Raw genomic sequence first — 26,130 nt, forward strand, 5'->3', positions numbered from 1 at the left:
CGCGACGTGGCACCCACCTTCATCGATATCGAAAATACCAATGACGACCCGCCGAGCATCACGCTGAACGGCGTGATAGAAAATCCGATCGGTACGACGCGAGTGACCGTTGCTGACGGTGACATTCTCTCGACCAACAATCGCGTGAACGACAGCGACCCCGGCTCGCTGATCCGGACCAATATCCTTGACCTCGAGGCACACAACGGGAATATCGGAACCTCCGCGAACCGCATCAATGTCGACGTCGTCGACAGCGGGACCGTGCCGGCACCAACCGCGTTCCTGAGCGCACGCGTCAGCGTCGCCGACAACTCGATCACGCTCGGCCAGCACCAATTCTTTACGGGAGAACTGGTGAAGTACGAGTCGGCGACCCCGCTCGGTGGGCTGGTCAGCGGCCAGTACTATTACGCCATCGTGTCGGATGATGGTCTGAGCCTGCAGCTCGCCCAGGTCCTCAAGGACGGGCCTGGCGCCGTCGTCGACATCACGTCGGTCGGCGCGCTGACCAATTCGCATACGCTCACGCCGGCTCAGCGATTTACCGTCGTTGCCGACGGCACTCCGAGCGCTGCGGGGAACGCCTATCTCGACGTCAAGGCGCGCTTGCGCGACACGGCCAACCACGTGCGACAGGACGTGTCCAATCCAGACGTGACGTACAATGTCATCGTCGATGCGGTGAACACGTCGGGCAATGCGGACCTTCTGCTCAGGGGCAGCGTTCAGGAGACCGACGTCAGCGTCGTGACCTACACGGGCACCCCGGCCGGCAAGATCGGCGGTGTCGACGTCATCTATCCAGGCGGACCGGGCTTCCCGGGCGAGTTGCACCACACCTTCTTCGACACGCCGGATGGCGCCGACGGTGGCGATCTCAACATGGGCCTGTTCGCGAACGCAGGTGCGGGGGCCACGCATATCGACAGCACCTACGACATCCGAGCACTCAACGGTGTGGGAGCTCTCTACCGCGCCGGCATCACGTCGGAGCGGAACATCATCGTCGCGGCGGCGGATGCGAACTCGGCCAGCCCGTACATCATCAACGTCTACGGCATCACCGAGATCGTTGGCGGTGCGGCCGCCGATCCGGGTGATGTTCACCATATCGATGTGCTGACGAACGGCGATATCACCATCGCCGAAAAGACCGGCGACCTGCGGGTTGGCGAGATTCGCTCGACTTTGGCGAATGTGACGCTGAACTCGCCGGCGGCGATCATCGACGCGCTCGATGACGGCATCTCTCCGATCCTGGCTACCGCGGACGTCACCGCGGCAAACAACATCACTATGACGGCCGGCAATAATCTGATCGGCGACACCGACGACAAGTCCGGCCGTGGCGGCATCGGAACGCCGGGCAATTTCCTCGAGGTCAACGTCGATTCCGACGGCCTCGTGCTCGGCGTGATCAATGCGACCGACATCGCCTCCGATACGGCGCCGTTCAGTTACTTGTCACCGCCGTTCGACCCGGCTGGTGCCGGGACTTATGGCGTGTTCCTGACGGAAACCGCTGGGGACATGAAGATCGATATCATCCAGACCAAGGGTGACGTCGCACTCACGTCGGTTGCGGGCTCGCTCGTGGACCGCAGTGGCGGCGTCGGCGGCGATGATTCAGCGAACGTGATCGGGAACACGATCAACCTGTTCGCCAACGGCGGCAACATTGGCGAGACCACGGGTGGCGACATCACCGACCCGCAGGCCAACGGAAATAACGACCTGGAAATCGATTCGCAGGCCTACGCTTACGGCACGATCGGGGCGCGGGCTACCGGCAGTATCTATCTGACCGAGACCCTGCCGACCACGGGCAGCTTCTTCGCGCGCGATGCGCAGGTCGTGCTGCTGCAGTCGCTCGGGACCGCGGGTGTCGGCAATGTCCGCTTTACGGTCCGCGAGAGCGCCCAGCAGGGCGAAGACTTCAATCTGCTGGCGTCAGGGCCGGTACTCTTCCTCGAGGGCGCGACCGAGCAGGTTGCTCATGGCCTCGTCAACGCAGCCAACGGCTCGATCCTTCTCCGGATTGCCGACAACATTACGACGGATCTCAACTCGCAGATCCTGGCCAGCAATAACGTCGACATCTACGGCGACTTCGCCCGGACGAGCGGTGCCAATCTCGATTTCGGCGATCTCAACTACGGCACCGTCATGCACCTGCATGGCGTCATCGCGCACGGCCCGACTGCAAGTGGTTACCTGACCCGCATCTTCGGCAACGCCGACACCGACCAGATCTACTTCGACGAAACGTTCCTTGGCGGCGAGAGCGGCACCGCCACCTCGTCAATCCCGGGTGGTGGAAACGTCCAAGTCATTCCCGACGGCGGCTTTACGACGAATTTCGGCGTCGGCAATGCCGGGAAGATGTCGGATTATTCCGGCGGCAAGACCCGTGCCTTCGGCAGCAACACGCCAACGCAGATCATCAATGTCACCGCATCGATGACATTTGCGCAAAATGCCGGCGGCGACACGATTAGTGCGGCGGCCGGGACATGGGCCGGCTTCGCGATCGGCGACATCGTCACGGTCGACACCGGGCTGGCGGACGATCCGAACAACCGCAGCTTTACGGTTCTGAACGTGACGGCGACAGTTCTGACGCTGTCCGCGGTGAATTTCGTGAGGGCCGAGACGGTCACCACGAAGGTCAAGAACAACAAGGTGGCTCCGGGAGGCGACAGCGAAGACTTCTTCATCGTCAACCAGCTGCAGTCGATGATCATCACCCAGGAGACGCAGACCGGCGTCGAAACGGGCGACACGCTGACGCTCGACGGCCAATCGGCCTCCGATACCTATGTGATCAACTCCACCGGAACGCACGGCGACGTCCGCAATTACGTGGTCAACGTGCTCGATACCGGTGCTGCCGCCGACGGGGTCGACAGCCTGTCCGTGTATGGCCGCGACGACAACGCGGCCAATGATACGAGCGCCGACTATCGTGGGGCCAACAAGGGCTTCGACGACGTGTTCCTGCTGCGCCGTACGACCGGGATCGCCCAGGAGACTGCGAACCGGCCAGTGCTCTATGCCGACGACTCGGCGTTCGTGGCGCTGTTGCATGTGAGCAACCTCGGCCAGGCGCAAGTCTCGGATCCGAACAATGATCCGAACATTCGGTCGCAAAGCGTTCAGCGCATCAATTATGACAGCTCGATCAACGGTCGCTTGATGGTGTTCGGGCAGGGCGGCAATGACTACTTCGCCGTGGACGACAATGCCGCGATTACGACGCTCGATGGCGGGGCTGACAACGACTCGTTCCAGGTCGGACAGATCTACGGCTATCAGCGCGACGGCAGCATCCATTCGCCCGCGCCGCTCGGCAACACGCTCGGCGGCTCGGTCGTGACGCCTTACGATCAGTTCCCGCAACTGGTCAATTCGCTCACGCCGCAAAGCATCTATGGAACGGTCGCCACGACGCGCGGCTGGCTCTCTGCGGGTGCGACCTCGCCGCTGGTGGCCGAGGGCGGCACGGGGGATGACACATTCACCGTCTACAGCAATCAGTCGCCGCTGCGCCTCGAGGGCGACGACGGCAACGATCTTTTCACGGTCCGGGCCTTTGCATTGGCCGAAACCAACCCAGTCACGGGCGACATCGTCTGGGTCGATCCGGTCCAGGAGATCGCGAAGCCCAAGCTCACCAGGGGCTTCTCGACGGCGGCCGAGACGGCCATCCGGACGGGCGCCGGTGCCAACCAGGTCGAGTACAACATCAACGCGCCGGTCTCGGTCGACGGCGGCAACGGCTTCGACAAGCTGGTGATCCTCGGCACTGAATTTGCCGACCACATCGTCGTTACCGAAAAGGGCATCTTCGGTGCCGGTCTGACTGTTACCTACCAGAACATCGAGGTTCTCGAAGTCGATGCGCTCGAGGGTGATGACATCATCGATGTGCTGAGCACGCAGCCGGGTGTGGCGACACGGGTCATCGGCGGCCTCGGCAACGACACGATGAACGTCGCGGGTGACGTCACCGGGCCGGTGGTGTCGCGCGACATCGAAGGCACCAGCGGAATGGTGAACAACCGCGTCACGTCGGACGACTCGACCTATGACGGTCTGGTCGCCGACGGCATTGACCTCAGCGTTGCCCGGCCCAACCAGGGGCAGGTGATCATCGACGAGGAAGTGCTTGGCGATGCCAGCCGTGGTTTCACCGACATCAGCGAGAGCGGCACGCAGGACGTCTACGGCGTCTACCTGCAACACGCGCCGGTCCACGGCACGCACGTGTACGTCACCGTGTCGGCGGCGATGCCGCCCGAGGAAGAGCATGTGAAGGACGGGCTGCTCCACTCGGGCGATATCCTGGACGAGCTCGGCAATGGCCTGGCTCCTCTCGACGCAAATGGCCTGCCGCCCGGCGACAGCATGCTGCTGGCGGAGGACGACTCGAACGTCGGATCGATTGCGGCAGCGAACTACGACCGCGAGATCTACCTGAACGGAACACTCATTCACGTCCCGGCGCGGTCCATTGTCCTGGTGTTCGACGACACCAACTGGGACAAGGCACACGAGCATCTGGTCCACCTGATGGCGGTTGATGACAACCGGCCGGAAGGCGTGCGGACGGTGGTGACGAGCCACAGCGTCCTCAGCGACGATGCCTCCTTCGACCATGCGATCGTGCGCAATGTCGAAGTAACGATTCACGACAACGACCAGCCCGGCATCTTGATCACGCAGTTGGATCCGACGACGACGAATCTGGCGCTTTATCCGGCGAAGTATCTCAACCACCCGAGCGATAACAACACGATCGTGCTCGAGGGCGACGCAACCACCCAGGTCACCGACCTCTATGCCGTCGAGCTCGAGAACCAGCCGGTCGGCGGCTCGGTCACCATTGCGCTGAAGCCGCAGGACAGCCGGATGACGCTGAGCTCGTCCGACGGGCGGTTCGGAGTGGGCCTGGACCAGTTCGGCGTCCGTTCGGGCGTCTATTACCTCACGTTCAGTTCGGGCAACTGGAACAGCCCCGTCATCATCACAGCCTCCGCCGTGAACGATGGCCAGGTCGAGGATCCGCACAACACGACGATCGTGCACTCGATCTATGTCGACCAGTCTTTGAACCTCACCTTCGCGGGGAACACGGTCAGCCGTCTGGATGCGGCGGATCTCGGCGCCGATTGGCTGACCGATGGTTACTCGGTTGGCCACAAGATCACCATTTCCGGTGGTCCGAACGCCGGCGCATATCTCATTACCGCGGCAACCGAGACGACGCTGACCTTGAAGACTCTGTTGAACACCATCCCGACCTTCACGGGCGGCGTGTTCCTGAATACGGTCAACCTGGACGGTCTCGCATCGACAACGAACACGGCATACAGGAACGCGGCGTTCAGCAGCGATACGCCGATCTACGCCAAGGTGTTGGACGACGAGACAGCCGGTGTGTTCCTGCTGGAGAGCGCCGGCCGGACGCTTGTCACTGCTGGCACGACCTCGGACGGGCCGGGGCCGGGCGATAGTTATACGATGCGCCTGCAGAGCCCGCCGAAGTCCGACGTCAACGTCGATGTGGTAACGGATGGACAGACCGACCTGGTGACGGGCGGACGGGTCAGTCTGCAGGAAACGGGTGGACTCCAGCCCGTGCAGCTCTTCACCGGCAACATCACGGTGACCAGCGTCGATGCGCACACGGTCATCATCACGCGTGCCAGCGGTTCAGAGACCGGCAGCTTCATCGGCGACGGCTTCCTGCCCGGCCAGCGTATCCGCATCGAAGGCACCGGCATCGTCGGACTTGATAACGGCGATATCAATTCGCCGAGCGGCTTCTATACGATCGATTCGGCAAATGACGCCGTCACCGCGAGCACCATCCGTCTATCGGACGCCGGCGGCGCTGTGCTGCCGACAGCCTTTGGCACGTACAATACCGACGACAACAAGACCGTGGCGGTCGATATGGTCGTCGAACGCGGTCGCTACACTGGAAACGTCGACTACAGCGTCACGAATGTTCCGTTCCAGCTCTTCACCGGCAACATTAGCGTGTCGGGCAACGTCATCACCCGCAACGATGTCGGCAGCTTCAAGAACGACAACTTTGCCATTGGGCAGGTGATAACCATTCTCCAGGCGGACCAGAGCCCCCTGGGGACGGCATTTACAGTGACCGGGGTGAGCGACTCGCAACTGACCCTCAGCGGTGTCCCGGGCGCGGGACCGTCGTACCAGAACGTCAGTATCAGGAAGATGCTGGACGTCCTTGTCCGCAAGGACGGCACAAGCTGGCTCGACAGCGGCTTCTTCGAGGGCGAACTGATCAAGATCAAGGGCATCGGCGGCGACAAGATCGAGAAGATCGATCTCATCACCGGCACCACGCCGGACAAACTCGATATGCTGGTGCTGACCGACCACCCGGCATCGGGCCTCTACAGCGGATCGCTCGGCGGCAACGGAAACAACGTTCCGGTCACGGTCATCCAGATGGCCGCGCGCGTGACCTATACGCCGCCCAGCCCGCCCAAGCCCGATGCGAGCTATCCCGACACCGGCAATTGGTATCAGCAGGTCACGGTTCAGCTGATCGCAGACCCGTGGTTCGATATCCAGCCGGGTCACGAGAACTTCCGCGCCTTCCCGAAGGTTGCGCACCGGCTCGATGGCATTCGCGGCCCGCTGGCGGTTGAAGGCGGCACCACTGCGGCCGACCGCTCGCTGGTGCAGGCCGTGCTGTTGCCGGGCGAGGCCAATGGGCCGCTCTTCAACATCCCGCCGCAGCCCCCGGAAACGCAATCGATCGACGTCCTCAACATCTACAACGACGGTACAGTCGCCAACGATACGGGCACGCTGACCTCGACGGCCCTGTCGGGCTTCGAGATGGGCGGGACGCTCGACTTCAGCAAGTTGCTGGCGGGGGCACCGGCGCCGTTCGGCGAGTCTGTCAAGTATCCCGGCGGCATCAGCTACGGATCTATCGTCGTCGATCCGGTCACGCATCAATTCAGCACCGACGCAAGCCATTCGACGATCGAGTCGGTGAACATCTTCCTCGGCTCGGGCAACGACCGGCTGGACATCAACAGCACGCTGATTCCGGGCCCGGATCACAACGCCGATGGCACGATCGGGCTGGTCTCCGAACACGGCGGTCTCACCACCGTGCATGGCGGCGGCAACGCGCCGATCCAGATGACGGCCGGCATTGCTCCCAGCAACGCCTTCAACATCACGCCGAGCCTGGGCGGCAAGATCGGCACGCTCGAGCGCACCGACGGTCGCTCGTGGGTGGATGCCGGCTTCGCGGTTGGCCAGCAGGTCATGCTGAGCGTCGACACGGTTGGCGGCTCCGTTACCGGTTCCTACACGATTACCGCGATCCTCGATCAGGACCTCAAGCCCGGCAGCATCCTGGTTCTGCTCGGCGCCAATGGGGCCCCCGCACTGACGGTTCGGACCAATGCCACCGGCACGATTTCCGTGACCGACTGGCTGCAGGTGACCAGCGCCTTCGACGTTCAGGCGGATCGCATCATCCGTCGCGACGGACTGTCTTGGGACAATCTCGGCTTCGCGGCCGGGCAGCAAGTGTCGTTCTCGCTGTCCAACGGCAGTGTCGGAAATGCCACGGTCCTTGGGTTCGACAACGCCAGCACGCCGTCCGGCACCGGCTACGGCAGTGCATTGCTTCTTGGCAGCACGACGCTGACCCCCGCGACTGGTCTTCTCGGCACCGTGGCCGTGACCAGCCGTAACGTGGTGTCCGGTCCGTTCACTGTCGCGGCGAAGTCTCTGACGCGCAGCAGCGGCAGCTGGATTGCCGACGGCTTCGCCAAGGGCCAGGCGATCGCCATCGACGGACAGCCGGGCGTGTGGTTCGTGACCGACGATCCCACCAGCACGAAGCTGAAGCTCACGGGCGGCGATTTGACAGCGCTGCCTGCGATCCAGAAGGTGGCGGTCATCCGCATCGGTGGTGATGCGATCAATGTCAACGGCACGACTGAATACATCAACGGCACCAACACCGTCGCGGCGGCTCTCGCCGGCGATCCGCAAGGAACGACCAACCGCATCACCCGGTCGGATGGTCACGGTTGGGCTTCGGACCATGTAGGCGACAGCGCGTTTGCGGTCGGCCAGCAGATCACCATTACCGGTGAGTGGACGTATGGCGGCGTCGCATTTGCGCGCAATGCCAACGGTGACACGATCACGCGCAGCAGCGGAAGCTGGATATCGGACGGCTTCATGGCCGGCGAGACGATCGTGCTCTCGGGTACGACCAGCACCAACGGCAATCTGACCAACAACGGCAACTTCACGATCAGGAGCGTGACGGACTCGACCCTCACCCTGGCGGCAGTCAACACGGTCGTGCCTACGGCCGGCACCGAGCCCGTGACGATCGGTATCAGTGGCAATTTCCTGGTGACAGGCTTCGACCAGAGCTCCGGCGGCGTTGCCGGCGACACGCTGCTCGTCAAGGGCGCCGTCGGGCTGCCCATCTTTGCGGCCCCGATGACGGTCAACGTCGATGCGCCGCTGGTCGTCTACGGCGACACGACGCAGGATGGTATCTGGTACAACGGCAAGGCCGACAAGGCCTCCTCGCTCGGCAAGTTCAGCAACAAGCCGCAGCCGCATATGGACAACGTGCAATTCGTCATGGGGACGCCGTCCCTGGGCCAGGCCAACCCCGAGATCGCCGGCTTGGGTCTCGAATTCTCGACGTTTACGACCCTGGAAGGTACGTTCGGCGTCATCAAGCGCACGACCGGCGATTGGAACGGCAGCACCGATCTGACCCGCTTCCTGGTCGACGGCCTCATTACGATCGACGGCACGCCGATTGGCAATGTGAAGACACTCACCAGGACCGACCCAGCCCACCCGCTGGTCTATAACACCCTGATCCTGAGCGATCTGACGCCCGCCTTCACGACATTCGCGAATGGCAACCACACGATCAAGGAGTGGAACAGCGGCACGATCAAGCTGCAGCCCGGGCAGGGCGTGTTCGACCCAGGCTTCGTGCCGGAAGGCCTGATCGCCATCGGCGGGTCCTACCAGGTCGCGTTTGCCCGCGCCAATAGCGGCGACACCATTACGCGGTTTGACGGCGGCAGCTGGCTGACTGAAGGCTTCGCAAAGGGCCAGACGATCTCGGTGTCGCTGACCACCTACAACAATGTCAACTTCACGCTCGTGGACGTCACTGCGAATACATTGACCCTGGAGGTCAAGAACAGCGTCATTCCGACGACACTGGCCGATCCGGGAGCGCCGACGATTACCGAAGGCGCGCGTATCGCCGCTGACGTGGGCGCGGTTGCGGTTGCGGGTTCGCAGTATAGCGTAACGTTCGCGAAGCACGCTGGCGGCGACACTATTACCCGGAATGACGGCGGCAGCTGGATCGCCGATGGCTTTACGGCCGGCAAGAACATTGCCGTGTACGGCACGCCCGACGACACCAACTCGCCGTTCTCGCCGGCGAATCCCGGTCCCGGTAACAAGCAGGTATTCAAGGTCGTCGGCGTGACGGCGAATGTGCTGACGCTGGATCCGTTGAACAGCGTTGTCGAAGAAGGTCCGGAGCAGGCGATCATCTCCGGGCAGGGCACCAAGGTCGATACGCTGTTCATGTTCGACCTGAAGCCCGCCTTCCTGACGCTGACCAACAACGGCAATTCGACGCCCACGCTCACGCGCACCATCGTCGAACGCAACAGGCTTGGTCAGAACGCCGATTTCTACGTGTTCCCGCTGGCCAACGAGTACAGGTACGCCGGCAACGACGTGATCGACGCACACAACCTGTTCGGCGACGTTCCGGCCGGGCAATTGCCGACAGTCGGTATCACGGCTTATGGCGGCAAGGGTGACGATACGATCATCGGCAGCCAGGCCGGCGATCATCTCGCCGGCGGGTCGGGCAACGACACGATCATCGGCCAGCGCGGCGTCGACCACATCTACGGCGACTCCGGCTTCAACGTCGACGTCATCACGCGCGTGCTCAACGTGGCCCAGACGGCGGGCAACAGCGGCACCACGGTGCTCGACAACGTTACCGACGGCGGCAATGACTTGATCTACGGCGACGCGCCGGGATCGACGGCAACCGATGCATTCGGCGACTATGACGACGTGATCTTCGGTGACTTGGGCGACATCGGCCAGGCCACCTCCGGCTGGCGCGATACCACCAAGCCGGTCTTGCTTACGCCGCAGCGCATCGAGACGACGCTATTGTCCCGCACCATCGTCAGCCAGTCGCGGCAGTACGGCGGCAACGATACGATCTTCGGCAACGGCGGCGAAGACATCCTGATCGGCGGGATGGGCAACGACTCGATCGACGGCGAGAACGGCCGCGACCTCGTGTTCGGCGACAACGTCGCGCTCAACCGGACGACACATCTTGGCGACTTCCGCAACGGGCGGTTCGAGACGCTTTCAGGTACGCAGATCTACAGCACCGGCCTCAGCACCGACGCGTTGGCTGCCGGCCTGGATTACGCCAATGGTCTGCCGCAAGCCGATCCGCGCGGCCATGGCAGCTGGGGTGACTACCTGATCACCCTGTTCGACCACGGGAACGACACCGTTCTGGCTCCCGCGGGCTCGTACGGCAACGACTACATCGCCGGCGGTGCGGCTGACGACATGATCTTCGGCGAGATGGGTAACGACGTGACGCAGGGCGACGGCTCGATCGAGTACGTATCCCACACGCTGATCGACAATGGTGACGGCACCGCCGGCTACTCCACCGCGATCGGCGGGCGGGTCGGCGTCCTCAACGTCGCTGGAAACATCGCCGGCAATCCGTTCCGTGACGCCAACAATGCCCTGTTCCTGCGTCCGTCATTCGATGGAGCAGGCGACGGCCAGGATTACATCGAAGGCGGCGGCGGCAACGATATCCTGTTCGGCAACCAGAACCAGGATGACCTGATCGGCGGCAGTTCCGATCTGTTCAATCTCAATTCGCCGGCCAAGCGGCCCGACGGCTCTGACCTGATCCTCGGTGGTTCCGGCCGCGCCATCGCGCGCAACGCGATCGGCGACGCGACGATCGACGGCAACTCGTTGATTGCAACGACGCCGAACGGTCATGCCAACGACTCCGATTCGATCGTCGGCGACAACGGCGACGTCATCCGCCTGGTTGGCATCAAGGGCCAGGTTGCGCCACCGGTCGGCGCGCTGGTCATCGCGGGCACGGTCACGCAGGCGGGCAACCCGGTCCAGACGCTGAATGGCTTCCTGTCGTTCAACTACGACAATTACAACAGCGCGGTGGGCTTCGTGCGCATCATCCCGCGGGTCGACCGGTTGCTAGACTATACGCCGGGCGGCGTCGATTTCGACCCCGTGCACCAGCCATCCGACATCGGTGCAGCCGATGAGCTGCATGGCGAATCCGGCGATGACTTCATCTATGCCGGCAAGGGTGACGACTGGCTGTACGGCGAAGGCCAGGACGACGATCTGATCGGCGGCTATGGTAACGACTGGATCTCCGGTGGTACCGGTTCGGACGGGATCATCGGCGACGACGGCCGCATCTTCACCAGCCGCAACAGCCTGAGCGCCGATTCGGCCAATGCGACCTATCTGGTCAGCGTGGGCGAACCGCTATTCGGCATCGCGCCGCTGCTTTCCAGCGACGCCGATCCGAAGTACAGCAACGGCAACGCGCTGAACGAGTACATCTTCACGCCGGGCAACATGCAGACCGACACGATCAATGTGAGCGGTGCCCTGAAGAAGACCGTCGATCTGACGCCGTTCAGCTCCGATCCGACCTTCAACGGGACCGCCGACGAGTTCTCGGTCGCCGGCACCAAGAACAACGCGGCCGCAAGCGATGGAAAGACGCATCGGCACAACGACGACATCATCTTTGGCGGCCTGGGCAGCGACTGGATCCACGGCGGCTCCGGCGACGATTCGGTGTCGGGAGCCGAGGCGCTGAAGCTCTCCTACACGCAGACGCAGGACAGCTTCCTCGATCTGAACGGCATCGCCGAGACCGATTACTACCATCCGTACAACCCCGGCGACGCGCTGCGCTTCAATCCGACGGATCCGGACGGCAAGTTCACCCATCCGCACATCGCGAACCGTACGGGCGAGTTCGCGCTGTACGATGAGAACAATCCGATGCGGAAGATTCTCCTCAAAGCGGATGGGACCGCCAGCAGCACGGGGTCCGGCCTCGAGTGGTTCCTGAACTTCGACCAGACCGAGGGTGTCCTGCGGCCGGGCGGTACGACGCCGGGCAACCAGAACCAGTCCGTGACGTACGGGCCGGTCCGCGACGACGGCAACGACGATATCTTCGGTGACAACGGCAACGACTGGATCGTCGGTGGCACGGGCCGCGACCACACCTATGGCGGCTGGGGCAACGACCTGCTCAATGCGGACGACGACCTGACGACCGCGAATGGGTTGAACAACGTCCCGGAGACCGCGCCGACCTACGAGGATCGGGCCTACGGCGGTGCCGGCAAGGACGTTCTGATCGCCAACACGGGCGGCGATCGGCTCATCGACTGGGTCGGCGAGTACAACAGCTATCTCGTGCCGTTCTCGGAGTTCGGCATGGCGACGGTCAGTCGTACCATGCAGCCGTTCCTGCACCACTTCCTGTATGCGGAGTCGCTGAGCGACGGCGTCGACGCCACGCGCTACTCCGACCTGAACAATGGTGCGCTGCCGCCGGCGCCGACCAAGGCGAACGACCCGATTCCCAGCCGCAACGGCGAGCCGGCCGGCGAGCTCGGTCTGGTGCTGCAACAGGATGCGGCCTGGCACGCCCAGACCGGCGCACCGACTGACCCGCAGGCTGGTAACACGCCGGGCACGCAGCGCGATGTGCTGCGCAGCGCGAGTTACGCGCCCAATACCGTGACCGGCATGTTCGCCGATAGCGGCAGCTGGTCCGTGGCCAACAGTGCCTACCAGAACGCCACCGTGAAGGTGAGCGGCGACAACATCAGCCTGTTCGACCTCGATGCCTGGCTGCCTGGCAACTTCTTCGAAATCCAGTCGACGATGAAGGTTTCGAGTGGCGGCATCCTGCAGAACGGCTTCATCATTTTCGACTACCAGGGAACGACAAACTTCAAGTACGCGGGTATCGACGTCACCAACAACACCATCAAGATCGGCCAACGTTCAGACAGCGGTTGGACGGACCTTGCAACGCTTTCGGCGGGCAAGCCTGGACTGGGTTTGAACTCGCAGAACACCCTGCTGCTCACGGTCAACGGAACCACCGCAAGCCTCGCGGTGACGAGCGCAAACGGAGGCAAGGCTGCGAGCGCGCTGAAGGTGTCGTATACGTTCAACGCTCCGCTGAACACGGGAATGGTCGGCGTTGGCACGAACAACTCGATCGCCGCCTATACGTCGTACACGGTCCAGAGATTGCCGATCAGCTTCACCTATAATGTACTGGAGGACTTCTCGGACGGCGTCGCAAATAACTTCGCCGCCCAGACCGGGACATGGACCACCACCAGTGGAACGAATGGCCGCTATACCGCGGTTCCGCCATCGAACAACGCTGCCTTCACCACGCGGTCGCTGGCGGTGGCGCCGCTGTCTTATGTCGAATATTCGGCGACGGTGAACGCTGCGAAGGCCGGCACATCGGCGGGGCTCACCTTCGCTTACACGTCGACCAACGCCTTCCTCTATGCCGGCATCATCGCGGGAACCAACCAGGTGGTGCTGGGCCATCGCAGCAACGGCACTTGGTACGTCGATGCCGTCGCCAGCACGACCATCTCAGCCGGCAGCGACTACAATCTGCTCGTTGCCCTGTCCGAGGGCGTCGTGAACAACGTCAACGTGGTGCTCAACGGCAAGAGCGTCCTGAGCTTCAACTACAATATCCTGGTGCACGACGGCAGCCTCGGACTGTACGCGCGCAACGGCAACGCGTCCTTCGACAACGTGCTGATCCGCGGTGACGATATCGCCTATGCCGGCGGAGGTACGCCGCAGGTCGCCGCACTGGCGGCGCCTCCGGCGACCGATCTCGCCGTCGTGACGGCGGACCAGCTGGCGGCAATTGTCGCTACCGCCAGGCAGGCGTGGACCGCTGCCCTCGGGCCGACCGACCCGCGCCTGTCGATCCTCGATCAGGTCACGGTCCTGATGGCCGACCTGCCGGATCAGATGCTGGGCGCCACGACCGGCTCTACGATCGTTCTCGATCCCGACGCCGCCGGTTGGGGGTGGTTCATCGACCCGACGCCCGGCGATAGCAGGGAGTTCACGATCAGGCTGTCCGGCGAGGTATCCGAAGCTGCATCGTCGAGCCCGGCCGCCGGACGCATGGACCTCCTCACGACCGTCGTCCACGAGATGGGCAATGCCATGGGATTGCCCGAAGACCTCGGCGACGACGTGGCCGGCATGACCTTGCGCGCCGGTGAGCGACGGCTGCCGGAGCCCGCCGGGCATCCAGGGCCGGCTTCCGCGGCACTGCTGCAGAGCGCAGCTGTCGCTCAGGCAACGGCGCCGCAGATGACGCTGATCCCGGTTGCGACTGCGGCGTCGACGTTCACGGTCGCGCCGCCGGTGCAGGCGGTGGCCAAGACGGACGAGCCCAGCGGCATTACGCTGATCTCGAACATCCTCCTGAGCCCGAACGCCAGATCCCAGATTGCGGAGTTCCGTGGTGCAACCGAGGATCCCGGCAAATCCTTCGTCTCGCTGTCGGCAAGCCTGACGGGTGGTACCCCGAGCAGCGCTGCAGTCTCGCAAGACGAAGTATCTTCGCCGGAGCATCACTCCTCGCGGATTATCAATAGCGCGAAGGAAGCAACCAGCATAAACTGGCATAACAGTCTTGATGCCGTGGAGAATCTCGCCTCCGGACCTTCAAATGGTTCGCAGGAGTGGCTCGACGACTTCCTGAACCATGTGGGGCAGAACAAGGCCCAGTGGAATCCGAACGCAAATCTCCGCGTACGCCCATCGTCGATTAATGATGCGGGCCATGCCTGAGCCCGAAATTGCAAGGGAAGGAGCTTAGTAATGACGGCGCAATTGTTGATTTATGAAACTGTTATTCCGTTGTCCGCCGCGCGTCACCGGGGTTGCGCAGTCGAGATCACGAGAAATTATGGCTTCAGCAGCAAGACCAATTCGGTGCCGTTGATGGCTGTCGAGTTTCCCGCTGCCTCATCCGAATATGCCATTGTGTTTGCCGGCACCAAGGACAACGTCATGCCGGCCGTTATCCTCGGCGTGCGCGACAGCGAGAACCTGTTCCTTTCGCAGGATTCAAAGTGGGACGCCAAGTATGTCCCCGCTTTCCTGCGTCGTTATCCGTTCGTGTTCTCGACCAGCTCCGACGGCGAAAGGTTCGTCCTCTGCATCGACGAGGACTATTCGGGATTTAACCGTGACGGTCGGGGACAAAAGTTGTTCGATGACGACAACAAGCCGACCCAGTATGTCCAGAACATCCTGACCTTCCTGCAGGAATATCAGACCCAGTTCAATCGCACCCAGGCCTTCTGCCGCAAGGTGCGCGAGCTCGATCTGCTCGAGCCGATGCAGGCACAGGTCGAACTCGCCTCTGGCGAAAAGCTTTCGCTCGCGGGGTTCATGGCGGTGAATCGGGAGAAACTGAAGGCTCTGCCCGGTGAAAAGCTTGCCGAGCTGGCCAAGACCGACGAGCTCGAGCTGCTCTATCTTCACCTCCAGTCGATGCGCAACTTCCAGGCCCTTCCGTCGCGCCTCGCGGTCGTGAAGGGAGCGACTGAGCCGGCGATTGGGCCTGACGATGCCGCAGGGGCGGAAACAGGCGATCGCCTGAATGGGGCGAGAGCATCCGCCTAGAGAACGGGTCACGCCGTGTCCCCGTGTGATTGCAACGCCTCACCGGCGCCTCCGTCGCCCGCGCCGCCGTCCGCCATTGCGGCATCGCGGGCATAGTCCCGAGAGCGATGAGTAGCCATGACCACTGCGTCCCCGATCTATTCCTTCACCGAGGACGCAGCGCGCGCCGAATCGATAGCCTGGGCGAAATTCTCGGCAGCCAAGGACAGTGCGGAGTTCTGCGCGAGCTGGCTCGCGATCCTTTGCATGCAGGTTGAGCGGGTTGGCGGAGGCCTGTTGTTGCTGGGGCCCGACAAGGATGGCTCCTATGTTCCGGCGGCGGTGTGGCCTCACCCTGGTCTGGACATGCAATATCTCAGCCCGGCCGCCGAACGGGCTCTGACCGAGCGCCGCGGAATCGTGCTGCCCTCGGAGGGGCATGGCGCGTTGCGTGAGCACCACGCCTTTATCGGCTATCCGATAGAAGTATCCGGCACCCTGCACGGGGTCGTCGTGCTCGATATCGGGCCCGGCCCGGAAGCTGCACTACAGCGGGCTTTGCGGCTGCTGCATTGGGCGAGCGCTTGGCTGATCGACCAGTTCCGCAAAGGCGCGCTGGAGGAACGCGACGCACGGCTCGCGCGAATGGGCCTTGCCATGGATATCGTGGCGACCGCCATGCAGGAGCGCCATTTCTCCGCGGCGGCGCTAGCGGTCGCCAACGAACTTGCTGGACGCCTGGCGTGCGATCGGGTGAGCGTGGGACTCGAGCGCTCGGGCAGCGTCGAAGTCAAGGCGATCTCGCATACTGCAACCTTCGACCCCAAGATGGATCTTGGTCGGCGCATCGGCAACGCCATGGACGAGGTGCTGGACCTGGACGTCGCGCTCGTGTTTCCGCCGCGCGACGACGTGGAGAGCGCGGCACTCGCGCATGCCGATCTCGCGCGCGAGTACAGGGATATTGCAGTCTGCTCGGTGCCGCTCGCAGACGGCGGTCATGCAACCGGCGTGTTGACCCTGGAACGGGCCGCGGGCGAGCCGTTCGACACTGAAACCATCGAGCTGTGCAAGACGGTTGGCGCGCTGCTTGGTCCGATATTGAAGCTCAAGCGTGAGACGGAACGCGGCGTTCTGAGGCATGCCGCGACCTCGTCATACCGTGGCCTGGAGCTCTTGTTCGGACCGCGTCATCCCGGCGCGAAGCTCATCGCGCTTGTGCTGGTCGGCGTCATCCTGTTCTTCAGTGTCGCGGCGGGCACGTATCGTGTCGCGGCGAAGACGGTGATAGAAGGAGCGGTGCAGCGGATCGCCGCGGCACCGTTCGACGGATATATCGCGCAAAGCTTCGTTCGCGCAGGCGACACCGTGCGTGCCGGGCAGGTATTGTGCAAGCTCGATGACCGGGACCTCAAGCTCGAACAGAGGCGGTTGTCGTCCGAGCGCGAGCAGCTCGACCGCAAGTATCGGCAGGCGCTGGCTGCACAGGAGCGCGCGACCATGACGATCCTCAAGGCGCAGATCGAACAGGTCGACGCCATGCTGTCGCTGGTCACTGACAAGCTTTCTCGCGCCACGCTGCTTGCTCCCTTCGACGGCGTCGTCGTCGCGGGCGACCTGCAACAACTCCTCGGGACGCCGGTAGAATTGGGCAAGATGCTCTTCACAGTCGCGCCGTTGGACAGCTATCGCGTTATCCTGCAGGTCGAGGAGCGAGACATTTCCTACGTGAAGCTTGGTCAACAGGGCGAACTCACCTTGTCGGGTATCCCGCACCGACGGATGGACTTCTCGGTCGAGCAAATGACGCCGGTGTCGACAGCCCAGGAGGGCCGCAACTACTTCCGGGTGGAGGCGCGGCTCCAGAATGCATCCGAACGCGTGCGACCAGGTATGGAAGGCGTTGGAAAGATCGATGTCGGCGAACGCAAGCTGATCTGGATCTGGACGCACAATTTCGTGGACTGGGTCCGCCTGTCGATCTGGAGATGGCTGTTCTGATTGCGAGGTTGTGGTGAACGCGCCGTTGCTCAGCAGTTGGTGGTATCGTGTCGCAGCGCGAAAGCCAAAGTTGCGCTCGCACGCGCGATTGCATCGGCACATCTATCGTGGCGAGGTCTGGTACCTCTTGCAGGACCCCGCTTCGTCGCGGGTGCATCGCTTCAGCCCTTCGGCTCGGCTGATTGTCTCGCTGATGGACGGAGCACATTCCGTCGAACAGTTGTGGGAACTCGCGAACAGGCACCTGGGTGAAGAGGCGCCCAGCCAGGACGAGCTAATCCAACTGCTCGGTCAACTGCATGCCGCTGACCTGCTGGAGAGCGATGTTACCCCGGACGTCGCCGAGCTTTTTGCGCGCAGCGAGCGCGAGCAAAAGGCGCGCCATTTGCGTTCTTATGGCAATCCGATGGCGATCCGCATCCCGCTGTTCGATCCGGATCGGATGCTCAATCGGTGGGCGGGTCTTGTACGGTTTGTCTGGAGCGGCTGGGGGGCCATCGCCTGGCTCGCAATCGTACTTCCCGCCTTCATCCTGGTCTGGCCGCATTGGCCGGAGCTCAGCCACAATTTCAGCGACCGCGTATTGGCGATCGACAATTTGTTCATCATCTATCTGGTCTTTCCGGCGATCAAGGCGTTGCACGAGCTGGGACATGCCTCCGCCACCAAAGCCGGAGGTGGAGAGGTCCACGATCTCGGCATCATCCTGCTGGTCTTGCTGCCGGTTCCCTACGTCGATGCGTCGGCCGCCACGGTTTTCAGGTCCAAGTATCGGCGCGCTCTTGTCGGTGCCGCCGGGATGGGCGTCGAACTCTTTGTCGCGGCGATCGCGTTTTATATGTGGCTTCTGGTCGAGCCGGGTTTGGTGCGAGCGATCCTGTTCAATGTCATGTTGATCGCGAGCGTGTCTACGCTTCTGTTCAACGGCAATCCGCTGCTTCGCTACGACGCCTATTACATCCTTGTGGATCTCATCGAAATTCCAAATCTGGCGGCGCGGTCGACGCGCTACTGGGGTTATCTGATCGAGCGATACCTGCTCGGCGTCTCCGATCTGGAGCGTCCTGAGGCTTCGGGCATAGAGCGGGCGTGGTTCTTCTTCTACGGTTTTGCTTCGACCGTCTACCGCATCATGGTAACGATCATGATCGCGTTGTTCATCGCGGGACAGTTCTTCTTCATTGGCGTTATTCTCGCCGTCTGGGCGGTGGGGGCGATGGCGATTCTGCCGGTCGTCAAGGCGGTGCGGCATCTCGTCGAAAATCCCCGCCTGCACAAGCATCGCGCCCGTTCTATCGCGATCGCGGCAGGTCTCGTGCTCGGCTCGGCTGTCTTGCTGCTCGCCGTGCCGATGCCCTACCATTCCAACGTGGAAGGAGTGCTATGGCTGCCTGAAGAAGCAATGGTACGTGCCGCTTCGAATGGCTTCGTCCATGAACTTCTGGTTACGCCGGGAACGCAAGTCGCGCAGGGAGATCCGCTTATTGAGAGCCGCGAGCCGACGCTCGTTGCGCAATTGCGCAGGAACGAGGCCAAAGTGGAGGAGCTGCAGGCCGAGTATGCTGCGCAATTTGTATCGGATCGCGCCAAGGCGCAGCTTGTTCGCGATAGACTTCAGCTCGAGCGCGCCAATCTGAAGCTGGCTCGGGAGCGCGCTTCCGACCTCATCGCTCGTGCCCGCAGCGATGGCGTGTTCGTGGTGCCTCAAATGGTCGACATGCCCGGGCGCTATTACCGTCGGGGCGAGCTCCTGGGTTACGTTGTTGGAAACGCGACGCCGCTGGCGCGTGTTGTCGTGCCGCAGGAGGCGGTTGATAGGGTGCGCCTTACGACCGATCGCATCCAGGTTCGTCCGGTGGACCAGCCGCGCCTGATTTTGGAGGGACGTGTATTGCGGGCGGTGCCTGCTGGTGGCGAATACTTGCCCAGCGCGGCGCTTGGCGTGGAGGGTGGTGGAGATTTCGCGGTTGATCCGCGCGATGCGAAGGGACCCAAGACGCTGCAGCGGACCTTTCAATTCGACATCGAGCTCCCAGGCCTGGAGGCGGTGGATCATTTCGGCCAGCACGTCTTCGTTCGGTTCGAGCATCGGATGGAGCCACTTGCGGTCCAATGGTATCGCAGCGTCAGACTGCTATTGTTGACGAACTTCCATGTCTAAAAGCGTTATGGAACTAGATCATCGCGAACTGGCGGTTGGCCGTCCCTATCCGGAGCGCGCGGATCGCGAGCCGGCAGTGCACGATCGGGTGGCCGAATACCTGGCGAAGGATCTGATCCAACGCGCGTTCAGAGGGCTGCGGGATCCCGTTCGGGCCTTGACGCCTATCGTCGAGCACGCCGCCGCACATGAGAGCGCTCTGCGGATCATGAGCGACGAAGAATTGCGTCTGCAGGTGCCCATTATCCGTGCGAAACTGCGAAACTCGGGCTTTACGCCGCCGCTCGTCGGCCGATGCTTTGCGCTGGTGCGGGAGGCGGGGTCGCGGACCATCGGTCAGCGGCACTATGACGTCCAGCTGATTGCGGGATTCGGGCTGCTGAAGGGCAGATTGGTGGAGATGGCGACCGGGGAAGGCAAGACCATTGCCGCGACGCTGCCTGCGGCCACCGTAGCGCTTGCCGGCTATCCCGTTCATCTGATTACCGTCAACGACTATCTTGCCGAACGTGACGCGGCCGAGATGAGGACGCTTTATGAGTTCCTGGGCCTGAGTGTCGGGGCGGTGGTGCAGGGCATGCCGAAAGCCGAGCGGCGTCGAGCCTATGCTTGCTCGGTGACATATTGCACCAACAAGGAGCTTGCATTCGACTACTTGCGCGACCGTGTGGCTTTGGCGCACCGAAGCAGCAGTCTGCACCTCTCGCTCGAACGGTTGCGCGGCAGCCTGCAGCGTGACGAGGATCTCGTGCTGCGCGGGCTCTATTTCGGCATCGTCGATGAAGCCGATAGCATTTTCATCGATGAAGCGCGCACGCCGCTGATCCTGTCGTCGTCGACGGGGGCAGCCGAGGAAAGATTGCAATGCGATCAGGCCCTTCAGTTCGCGAGCTGCCTTGTTGCGGGAGAGCACTATGAGATCGATCTCGCAGAGCGAAGTCTGGCGTTGACCAAAGAAGGTCGCCGCGAGATTGGTAGACTCGCCGAGGGGCTGCAAGGCGTCTGGAGTTCGCATCGTGCTCGCGAGGAGCTCTTGACCCAGGCCCTCTCCGCGATGCTGCTGTTCAACCGCGATCAGCACTATGTCGTCATCGACGGCAAGGTGCAGATCGTGGACGAGTCGACGGGACGCGTGATGCCCGACCGCTCCTGGGAGCGCGGCCTGCATCAGCTTATCGAGATCAAGGAAGATTGCGAGTTGACAGAGCGACGCGAGACGCTCGCCCGCATCACCTATCAACGCCTGTTTCGTCGCTACATTCGCCTTTCGGGAATGACGGGTACCGCCCGTGAGGTCGCGCGGGAGATCAAGTCCGTGTACGGACTTGACGTCGTTCGCATCCCGCTGAACCGGCCCTCGCAACGCCGCGTTGCCCGTCCACTGGTATGCACAACTCCGGCTGAAAAGCTGCGGATGATTGCCGACAGGGTGGAGCGGCTGGCTGTGGCCGAGGGCAGGGCGGTGTTGATCGGCACGCGCTCGGTAGGGGCGTCCGAAGAGATCAGCGCCGCCTTGAATGCACGTGGCATCACGCACGCGCTTTTGAATGCGAAGCAGGACCAGGATGAGGCGGAGGTGGTCGCGAAGGCCGGCGAGCCCGCGCGAGTGACGGTCGCGACGAACATGGCGGGGCGCGGCACCGATATCCGGCTTGACCCAGGCGTTGCCGCGCGAGGCGGCCTGCACGTAATCCTGACCGAGTACCACGATTCTCGGAGGGTCGATCGCCAGCTGTTCGGCCGCTGCGCACGGCAGGGCGATCCCGGCAGCTGCGAGGCCATCGTTTCACTTCAGGACGACGTGTTCATGATCCATGCAGGATCGATGACGCGCATGATCGCACGTCTCGTCGGCAGCGGCATGCCTGTTCCGCTGCGAATCTACCAGTCGTTGCGCTGGCTGGCTCAATTCCAGGCGGAGCGACGACATGGCTACGTGCGCGTCCAGAATGTAAAGCTGGATCGCCGGCTCGACCGGGTGCTTGCGTTTTCGGGGAGGGGAGAATGAAACAAGCTCGAGACAGCGACGACGCGGAGCGTCCGGCCGTATCGGGTGCCCGGCGCTGGGTGCTCGCCATTCTGGCCGTCTCGGTCGCCGCGGGAGCAGGGTGCGCCAATGCGCAGGAGAGAAAGCCGGAGGGGCAATTCGATTGCCTGATTCAGCCGAAAATGGTCCTCAAGCTCGGAACGTCGGTGCCGGGCCTGTTGAGCGAGATGCTGGTCGACCGTGGCGACATCATAAAGAGGGGCGAGGTTGTCGCGCGGCTTGAGTCGGGGGTCGAGCAGGCGGCGGTGTCGCTGGCGAAGACCCGTGCCGAAAACGAGGCGACGGTTCGCTCAAGCATGGCCAAACTCGAGTTTCAGCGGCGGAAGGACGAGCGATCCAAGTTGTTGCGCAAGAACGACTCGGTCTCGGCCGCGGTCGCCGATGAGGCGGAGACGAGTGCGCGGGTGGCCGAGCAGGATGTCGAGGAAGCGAAGGTCAATCTTGCCCTTGCGGGGCTGGAGGTGGCTCGCGCCAACGAAGTCCTGAAGCTGCGAACCATCCGGAGCCCCATCGACGGCGTGGTGGTCGAGCGCAAACTCGGCCCGGGCGAGTATGCGTTCGACCAGGCCCATCTCCTGACGGTTTCGCAAATCGATCCGCTGTTGGTTGAGGTCTATGTTCCGCTCAGCCAATTCGGAAAGATTCGTGTGGGTGCGTCGGCGGAGGTTTATCCCGAGGAGCCGGTAGGAGGCCGGTACGCCGCACGCGTGACGGTCGTCGATCAGGTGTTCGACGCGGCGAGCGGAACGATCGGCGTTCGTCTCGAGCTGCCGAATCCGAACTACGCGATTCCTGCCGGGCTCAAATGTCGCGTCCGGTTTCCCGGCGTCGGCTGACACGAGGATCGAGCGCATGAGGAAATCCGGATAGTCCGTCCGCAGCAATTCCCGGAGCCACGCGTCTATTGAACTGAAAGGTTGCAAGATGCTGGAAGGTACGATCAAGACATATCACGGCGACAGGGCATTCGGCTTCATCAGGCCGGATTGCGGCGGCACCGACATCTTCTTTCATCTCAAATCATGTTCCCCCGGCCTCGTTCCCGAGGCCGGTGCCCGGGTGAGCTACAACATGGCGCCCGATCAGCGCTCCGGCAAGCGGCAGGCCGTCAGCGTCAGGGTTCTCGCCAATGCGCACAGCGTGCCTGTCCTGACGCGCTATCTCAGATCGCCACGCTTGCCGCGCTAGTTGCCGGATTGCCAGGACACGCGTCGCCAATTGTGTTCACGTTTTGCCTGTTGGAGCGGCCTCATGCGGCCGACATGATTGCGGGGGACATCGTGCTTAGTCGGCTTCGAAAGCTCGTATTCAACATTCGGCACCGCAGGCCCGCCGCCCGCTTTGCCGAGAGCGTGCGGCGAGTGAGCCGGCTGGCGCGGCTCATGGCCGTGATGCCGCGAAGGCCTCGCCGCAGGCCGGCCGAGACCAGCGAATAGCGATGCCGGCCGATTTCGACAGCGGCGGCATAGCCGACAGGGAAACGCTCGTTCGTCGCCTGCTGAGGCGCGCCGTCGGACGCGTTCGGCGCCCACGAAAGCCCGCACCGGAGGTCCCGTTCGGCCGCGAGAGCGACCCCAACGTTGAATTTGCAGACCGCCAGACGGGCGGGACGGCCTGGCTTCTGGGGGCGCTGTCGGTCTTCGTGGCGGTCTATGCAATCTGGACGAAGCTCGGCGCGTCCTAGAGCGCGATCCGCACCCGGTGGGAATGACCGCCGGCCCTTGCGCTCTCCGGGAGGTTGAGAAATGCTGGGCCTTTAACCATGGGGGCGGCAATGCGATTCTGTCTGGCGGTTAGTCTTGTTTTCCTTTGCTCTGCCGCCGGCGCCGCCCGCGCGGAATCCGCCTACATGGTGGACGAAAGGCCGTGCCCCGATCAGGACCCCGCGCTGCGGCCGCCGCGAGCCGGCGAGTGGTGCGACTACGTCACCAAGATCAAGAGCTGCCATGGCGATCTGGCGGAGCGCGTCTTCCGGCAACCCCGCGCACCGTCCTACCTCGTGTCCGAGGTCGGGGTGGAGCATCCCCGCCGTCTGATCTGCCACCAGGACCAGGACGACTAGCATTCCAGGCCGCGTCATCCCCTGACGGGCGACGCCTGCGGTCTTGCCTCAGCGACTTGCCTCAGCGAAACTCCCGCGTCGTGGTGGCGCTGTTGCCTTCGCCCTTGCCTTGCGTCTCCGATATCACTGTCGAGTAAGGCTTCGGCCCGATGTCCGGATCGGCGCGACCGCAACCGACATCGGTGCAGTAAAAGCCGACATAGTCCTTCGTCACCTTCATCTCGAAGCCATAGACCCTCACGAGGCGACCGGCGTCCGCGACGGCGATGTAGGAGCGGTGAACCACGTGGCCGTCCTGTGCATAGGCGGTCATGAGGACCTGGCCGGCGCTGAGCGCCCGGATGGTGAAGGTGCGGTCGGTCTCCGGCCTGATCTCCGCAATGCCTTCGGCCGACACGGAGAACCTGGTCACGGGCTGCTCGAACGTAAACGTCCGCGTCTGCCCGTTGCGCATCTCGATGGTGTCCGCCCCGATCACCTCCCGCGGCGCGGATTGAGCGTTCGCCATGCCGATGGTGCCGGCGAAGATCGCGGCACTGATCGCGCCGAAAAGAAAAATGCGCATATGCTCTATCCCGCTGATCAAAGGAATTCAGGATGAACGTGCAATGTCAGCACGCTAATTGGAGGCGCGTACAAATACAATCGCAAAGCGGGGCGCCAGGCACACGGCAACGCGGTTTGCCGTCGCGGACAGCCGGTCAGTGCTTCGGGCATCCGGAAAAGCGCCTGGACATTGAAGCTTTAATCGAGGCGATCGCGCGCCCGAACTTTACGAGGGGTGACGATCTCGCCGATCTCTCGGGTCCGCCATAAATAACTCGAGCCGGCCGTAAATGACAGTAATGCTGACTTAAATGCGCCGGCGAAGCCGTCCTGAAACCATTTTCCGAATCTGCCGACGTGAGGCCGAAACCTCGGCGGGCCAGCATGACGGCTGTTCCAGATGATGGGGATGCGACATGTGGGCAATTTTCAACGACCTGTACCGCGACTACTGTCTGGCGCGAATGACCGAGATGCGGAAGTTCGAGCTGACCCATTAAATGCGATTTAAGGCGCGCGGCACCGGCAACAAGCCGAACAGCTGCCGCGCGCTTCCATAGCCCCGCTGGCATAAATTCTGGATTATCAGAATTTAATTGCCTGTATTCCCACGGGGCCTGAATTTAATCCCCGCCGTTCCCCGCTGCGCGCTTGATGAATTGCTGAGCCCGTTCGGCTGGTTTGCAGGCAGCTTTTGCCTGCTTGTCAGGCTGAGGTCGCGGAACCTTAACTATTCCGACTCATCCGGGCGTTGTGGCCTGCCAAAGTAAGGTTAAAAAACGATTAGCGGGTGACAACCATTTAGAGACATACTACAATTTTTTTGTTGGCAGGGGGTCTGTCTTTGCCGGCGGTTTTCCAAGTTTTATCTCAGTAAAAGGATTTCTCCCATGTTGAAGTATTACATCAAGACCTCGGAAGCCCTGAAGCAGCTGCGCGCGGACGCGCGTGGCGTGGTGTCGTTCGAATACGTGATCGTCGCCGCTTGTGTCGTCGCCGCAGTGGCTGCTGCGTTCGGCACCACCACCGGTACGGGCATCGGTGCTGCGCTGAAGAGTGCGATCGACGCCATCACCACCAAGGTGACGACCGCCGTCGGCTAACTCGGCCGTCTGCCCCAGTGGGGGGCCATCGAAGTGTGCCCCCCACAATATTCTTGCAGCATTCATTTCGCGCGTTGGACTGGTCGCAGGTTTTCGATTTCAAAATTTACCTTCGAGAAGAAGGGATATTCCTTTGTTGCGGTATCGATCTTGGGCCATCAACGCGTTGAAGCGTCTGCACGTGGACAAGGACGGCGTTGCATCTTTTGAATATGTGATCCTCTCGGTCTGTATCGTCACCATAGTTGGTGCCGTATTCAAGGCCGGTGCCAGTGGTCCCATCAAAAACGCGCTGACGAATGCGATGATCACGATCGGCACCGCTGTCAATACTGCCGTAGGAGGTTAA

The 26,130-nt window shown here is 62.5% G+C and carries 12 protein-coding genes (1 of these 12 only partly in view); 11 read left to right on the top strand and 1 reads right to left on the bottom strand.

Annotated elements, in window-relative coordinates:
• From NR187_RS30430 to NR187_RS30475, 9 genes are all read left to right on the top strand, one after another.
• Positions 1-15,042: the 3' portion of an LEPR-XLL domain-containing protein gene (locus NR187_RS30430; protein ID WP_306235800.1), read on the top strand. Its footprint begins 13,545 nt before the window's first position; the window shows 15,042 of its 28,587 coding nt (coding positions 13,546-28,587); the start codon falls outside the window, past its left edge; its stop codon occupies positions 15,040-15,042.
• Between the two features lie 30 nt (positions 15,043-15,072).
• A complete protein-coding gene (locus NR187_RS30440; protein WP_256808807.1) occupies positions 15,073-15,882 on the top strand; it encodes a SapC family protein in 810 nt (269 codons plus the stop codon).
• 117 nt (positions 15,883-15,999) lie between these two features.
• A complete protein-coding gene (locus NR187_RS30445) occupies positions 16,000-17,862 on the top strand; it encodes an efflux RND transporter periplasmic adaptor subunit (protein ID WP_256808808.1) in 1,863 nt (620 codons plus the stop codon).
• A 13-nt stretch (positions 17,863-17,875) separates the two neighbouring features.
• Positions 17,876-20,023: a peptidase M50 gene (locus tag NR187_RS30450; protein ID WP_256808809.1), complete on the top strand. Its 2,148-nt coding sequence runs from the start codon at positions 17,876-17,878 to the stop codon at positions 20,021-20,023.
• Positions 20,016-22,031 carry a preprotein translocase subunit SecA gene (locus NR187_RS30455; RefSeq protein ID WP_211386905.1) on the top strand — a complete coding sequence of 672 codons (2,016 nt, stop codon included), beginning with the start codon at positions 20,016-20,018 and terminating at the stop codon, positions 22,029-22,031. The genes NR187_RS30450 and NR187_RS30455 overlap by 8 nt, the downstream gene beginning before the upstream one ends.
• A complete protein-coding gene (locus tag NR187_RS30460; RefSeq protein ID WP_211386906.1) occupies positions 22,028-22,906 on the top strand; it encodes an efflux RND transporter periplasmic adaptor subunit in 879 nt (292 codons plus the stop codon). The genes NR187_RS30455 and NR187_RS30460 overlap by 4 nt, the downstream gene beginning before the upstream one ends.
• Positions 22,907-22,994: 88 nt before the next feature.
• Positions 22,995-23,258, top strand: coding sequence for a cold-shock protein (locus NR187_RS30465; RefSeq protein ID WP_211386907.1), 264 nt, complete (start codon positions 22,995-22,997; stop codon positions 23,256-23,258).
• A gap of 250 nt (positions 23,259-23,508) precedes the next feature.
• Entirely contained in the window at positions 23,509-23,754 is a 246-nt protein-coding gene (locus NR187_RS30470; protein WP_211386908.1) for a hypothetical protein, read from the top strand.
• A gap of 165 nt (positions 23,755-23,919) precedes the next feature.
• Complete coding sequence (locus NR187_RS30475) at positions 23,920-24,132, top strand: hypothetical protein (RefSeq protein WP_211386909.1); 213 nt, start codon at positions 23,920-23,922, stop codon at positions 24,130-24,132.
• Positions 24,133-24,193: 61 nt separating this feature from the next.
• Here NR187_RS30475 and NR187_RS30480 read toward each other — a convergent pair whose 3' ends face one another.
• Entirely contained in the window at positions 24,194-24,697 is a 504-nt protein-coding gene (locus NR187_RS30480) for a pilus assembly protein N-terminal domain-containing protein (protein ID WP_256808811.1), read from the bottom strand.
• Positions 24,698-25,568: 871 nt separating this feature from the next.
• Between NR187_RS30480 and NR187_RS30485 the strand changes: the two genes are divergently transcribed.
• Both NR187_RS30485 and NR187_RS30490 read left to right on the top strand, forming a co-directional pair.
• Positions 25,569-25,781, top strand: a complete 213-nt coding sequence (locus tag NR187_RS30485) for a hypothetical protein (protein WP_256808812.1) — start codon at positions 25,569-25,571, stop codon at positions 25,779-25,781.
• A 181-nt stretch (positions 25,782-25,962) separates the two neighbouring features.
• On the top strand, positions 25,963-26,130 hold the full coding sequence (locus NR187_RS30490; protein WP_306235805.1) for a hypothetical protein: 168 nt from the start codon (positions 25,963-25,965) through the stop codon (positions 26,128-26,130).

The sequence above is a fragment of the Bradyrhizobium sp. Bra64 genome (assembly GCF_024519875.1).
GTDB lineage: Bacteria > Pseudomonadota > Alphaproteobacteria > Rhizobiales > Xanthobacteraceae > Bradyrhizobium > Bradyrhizobium japonicum_G.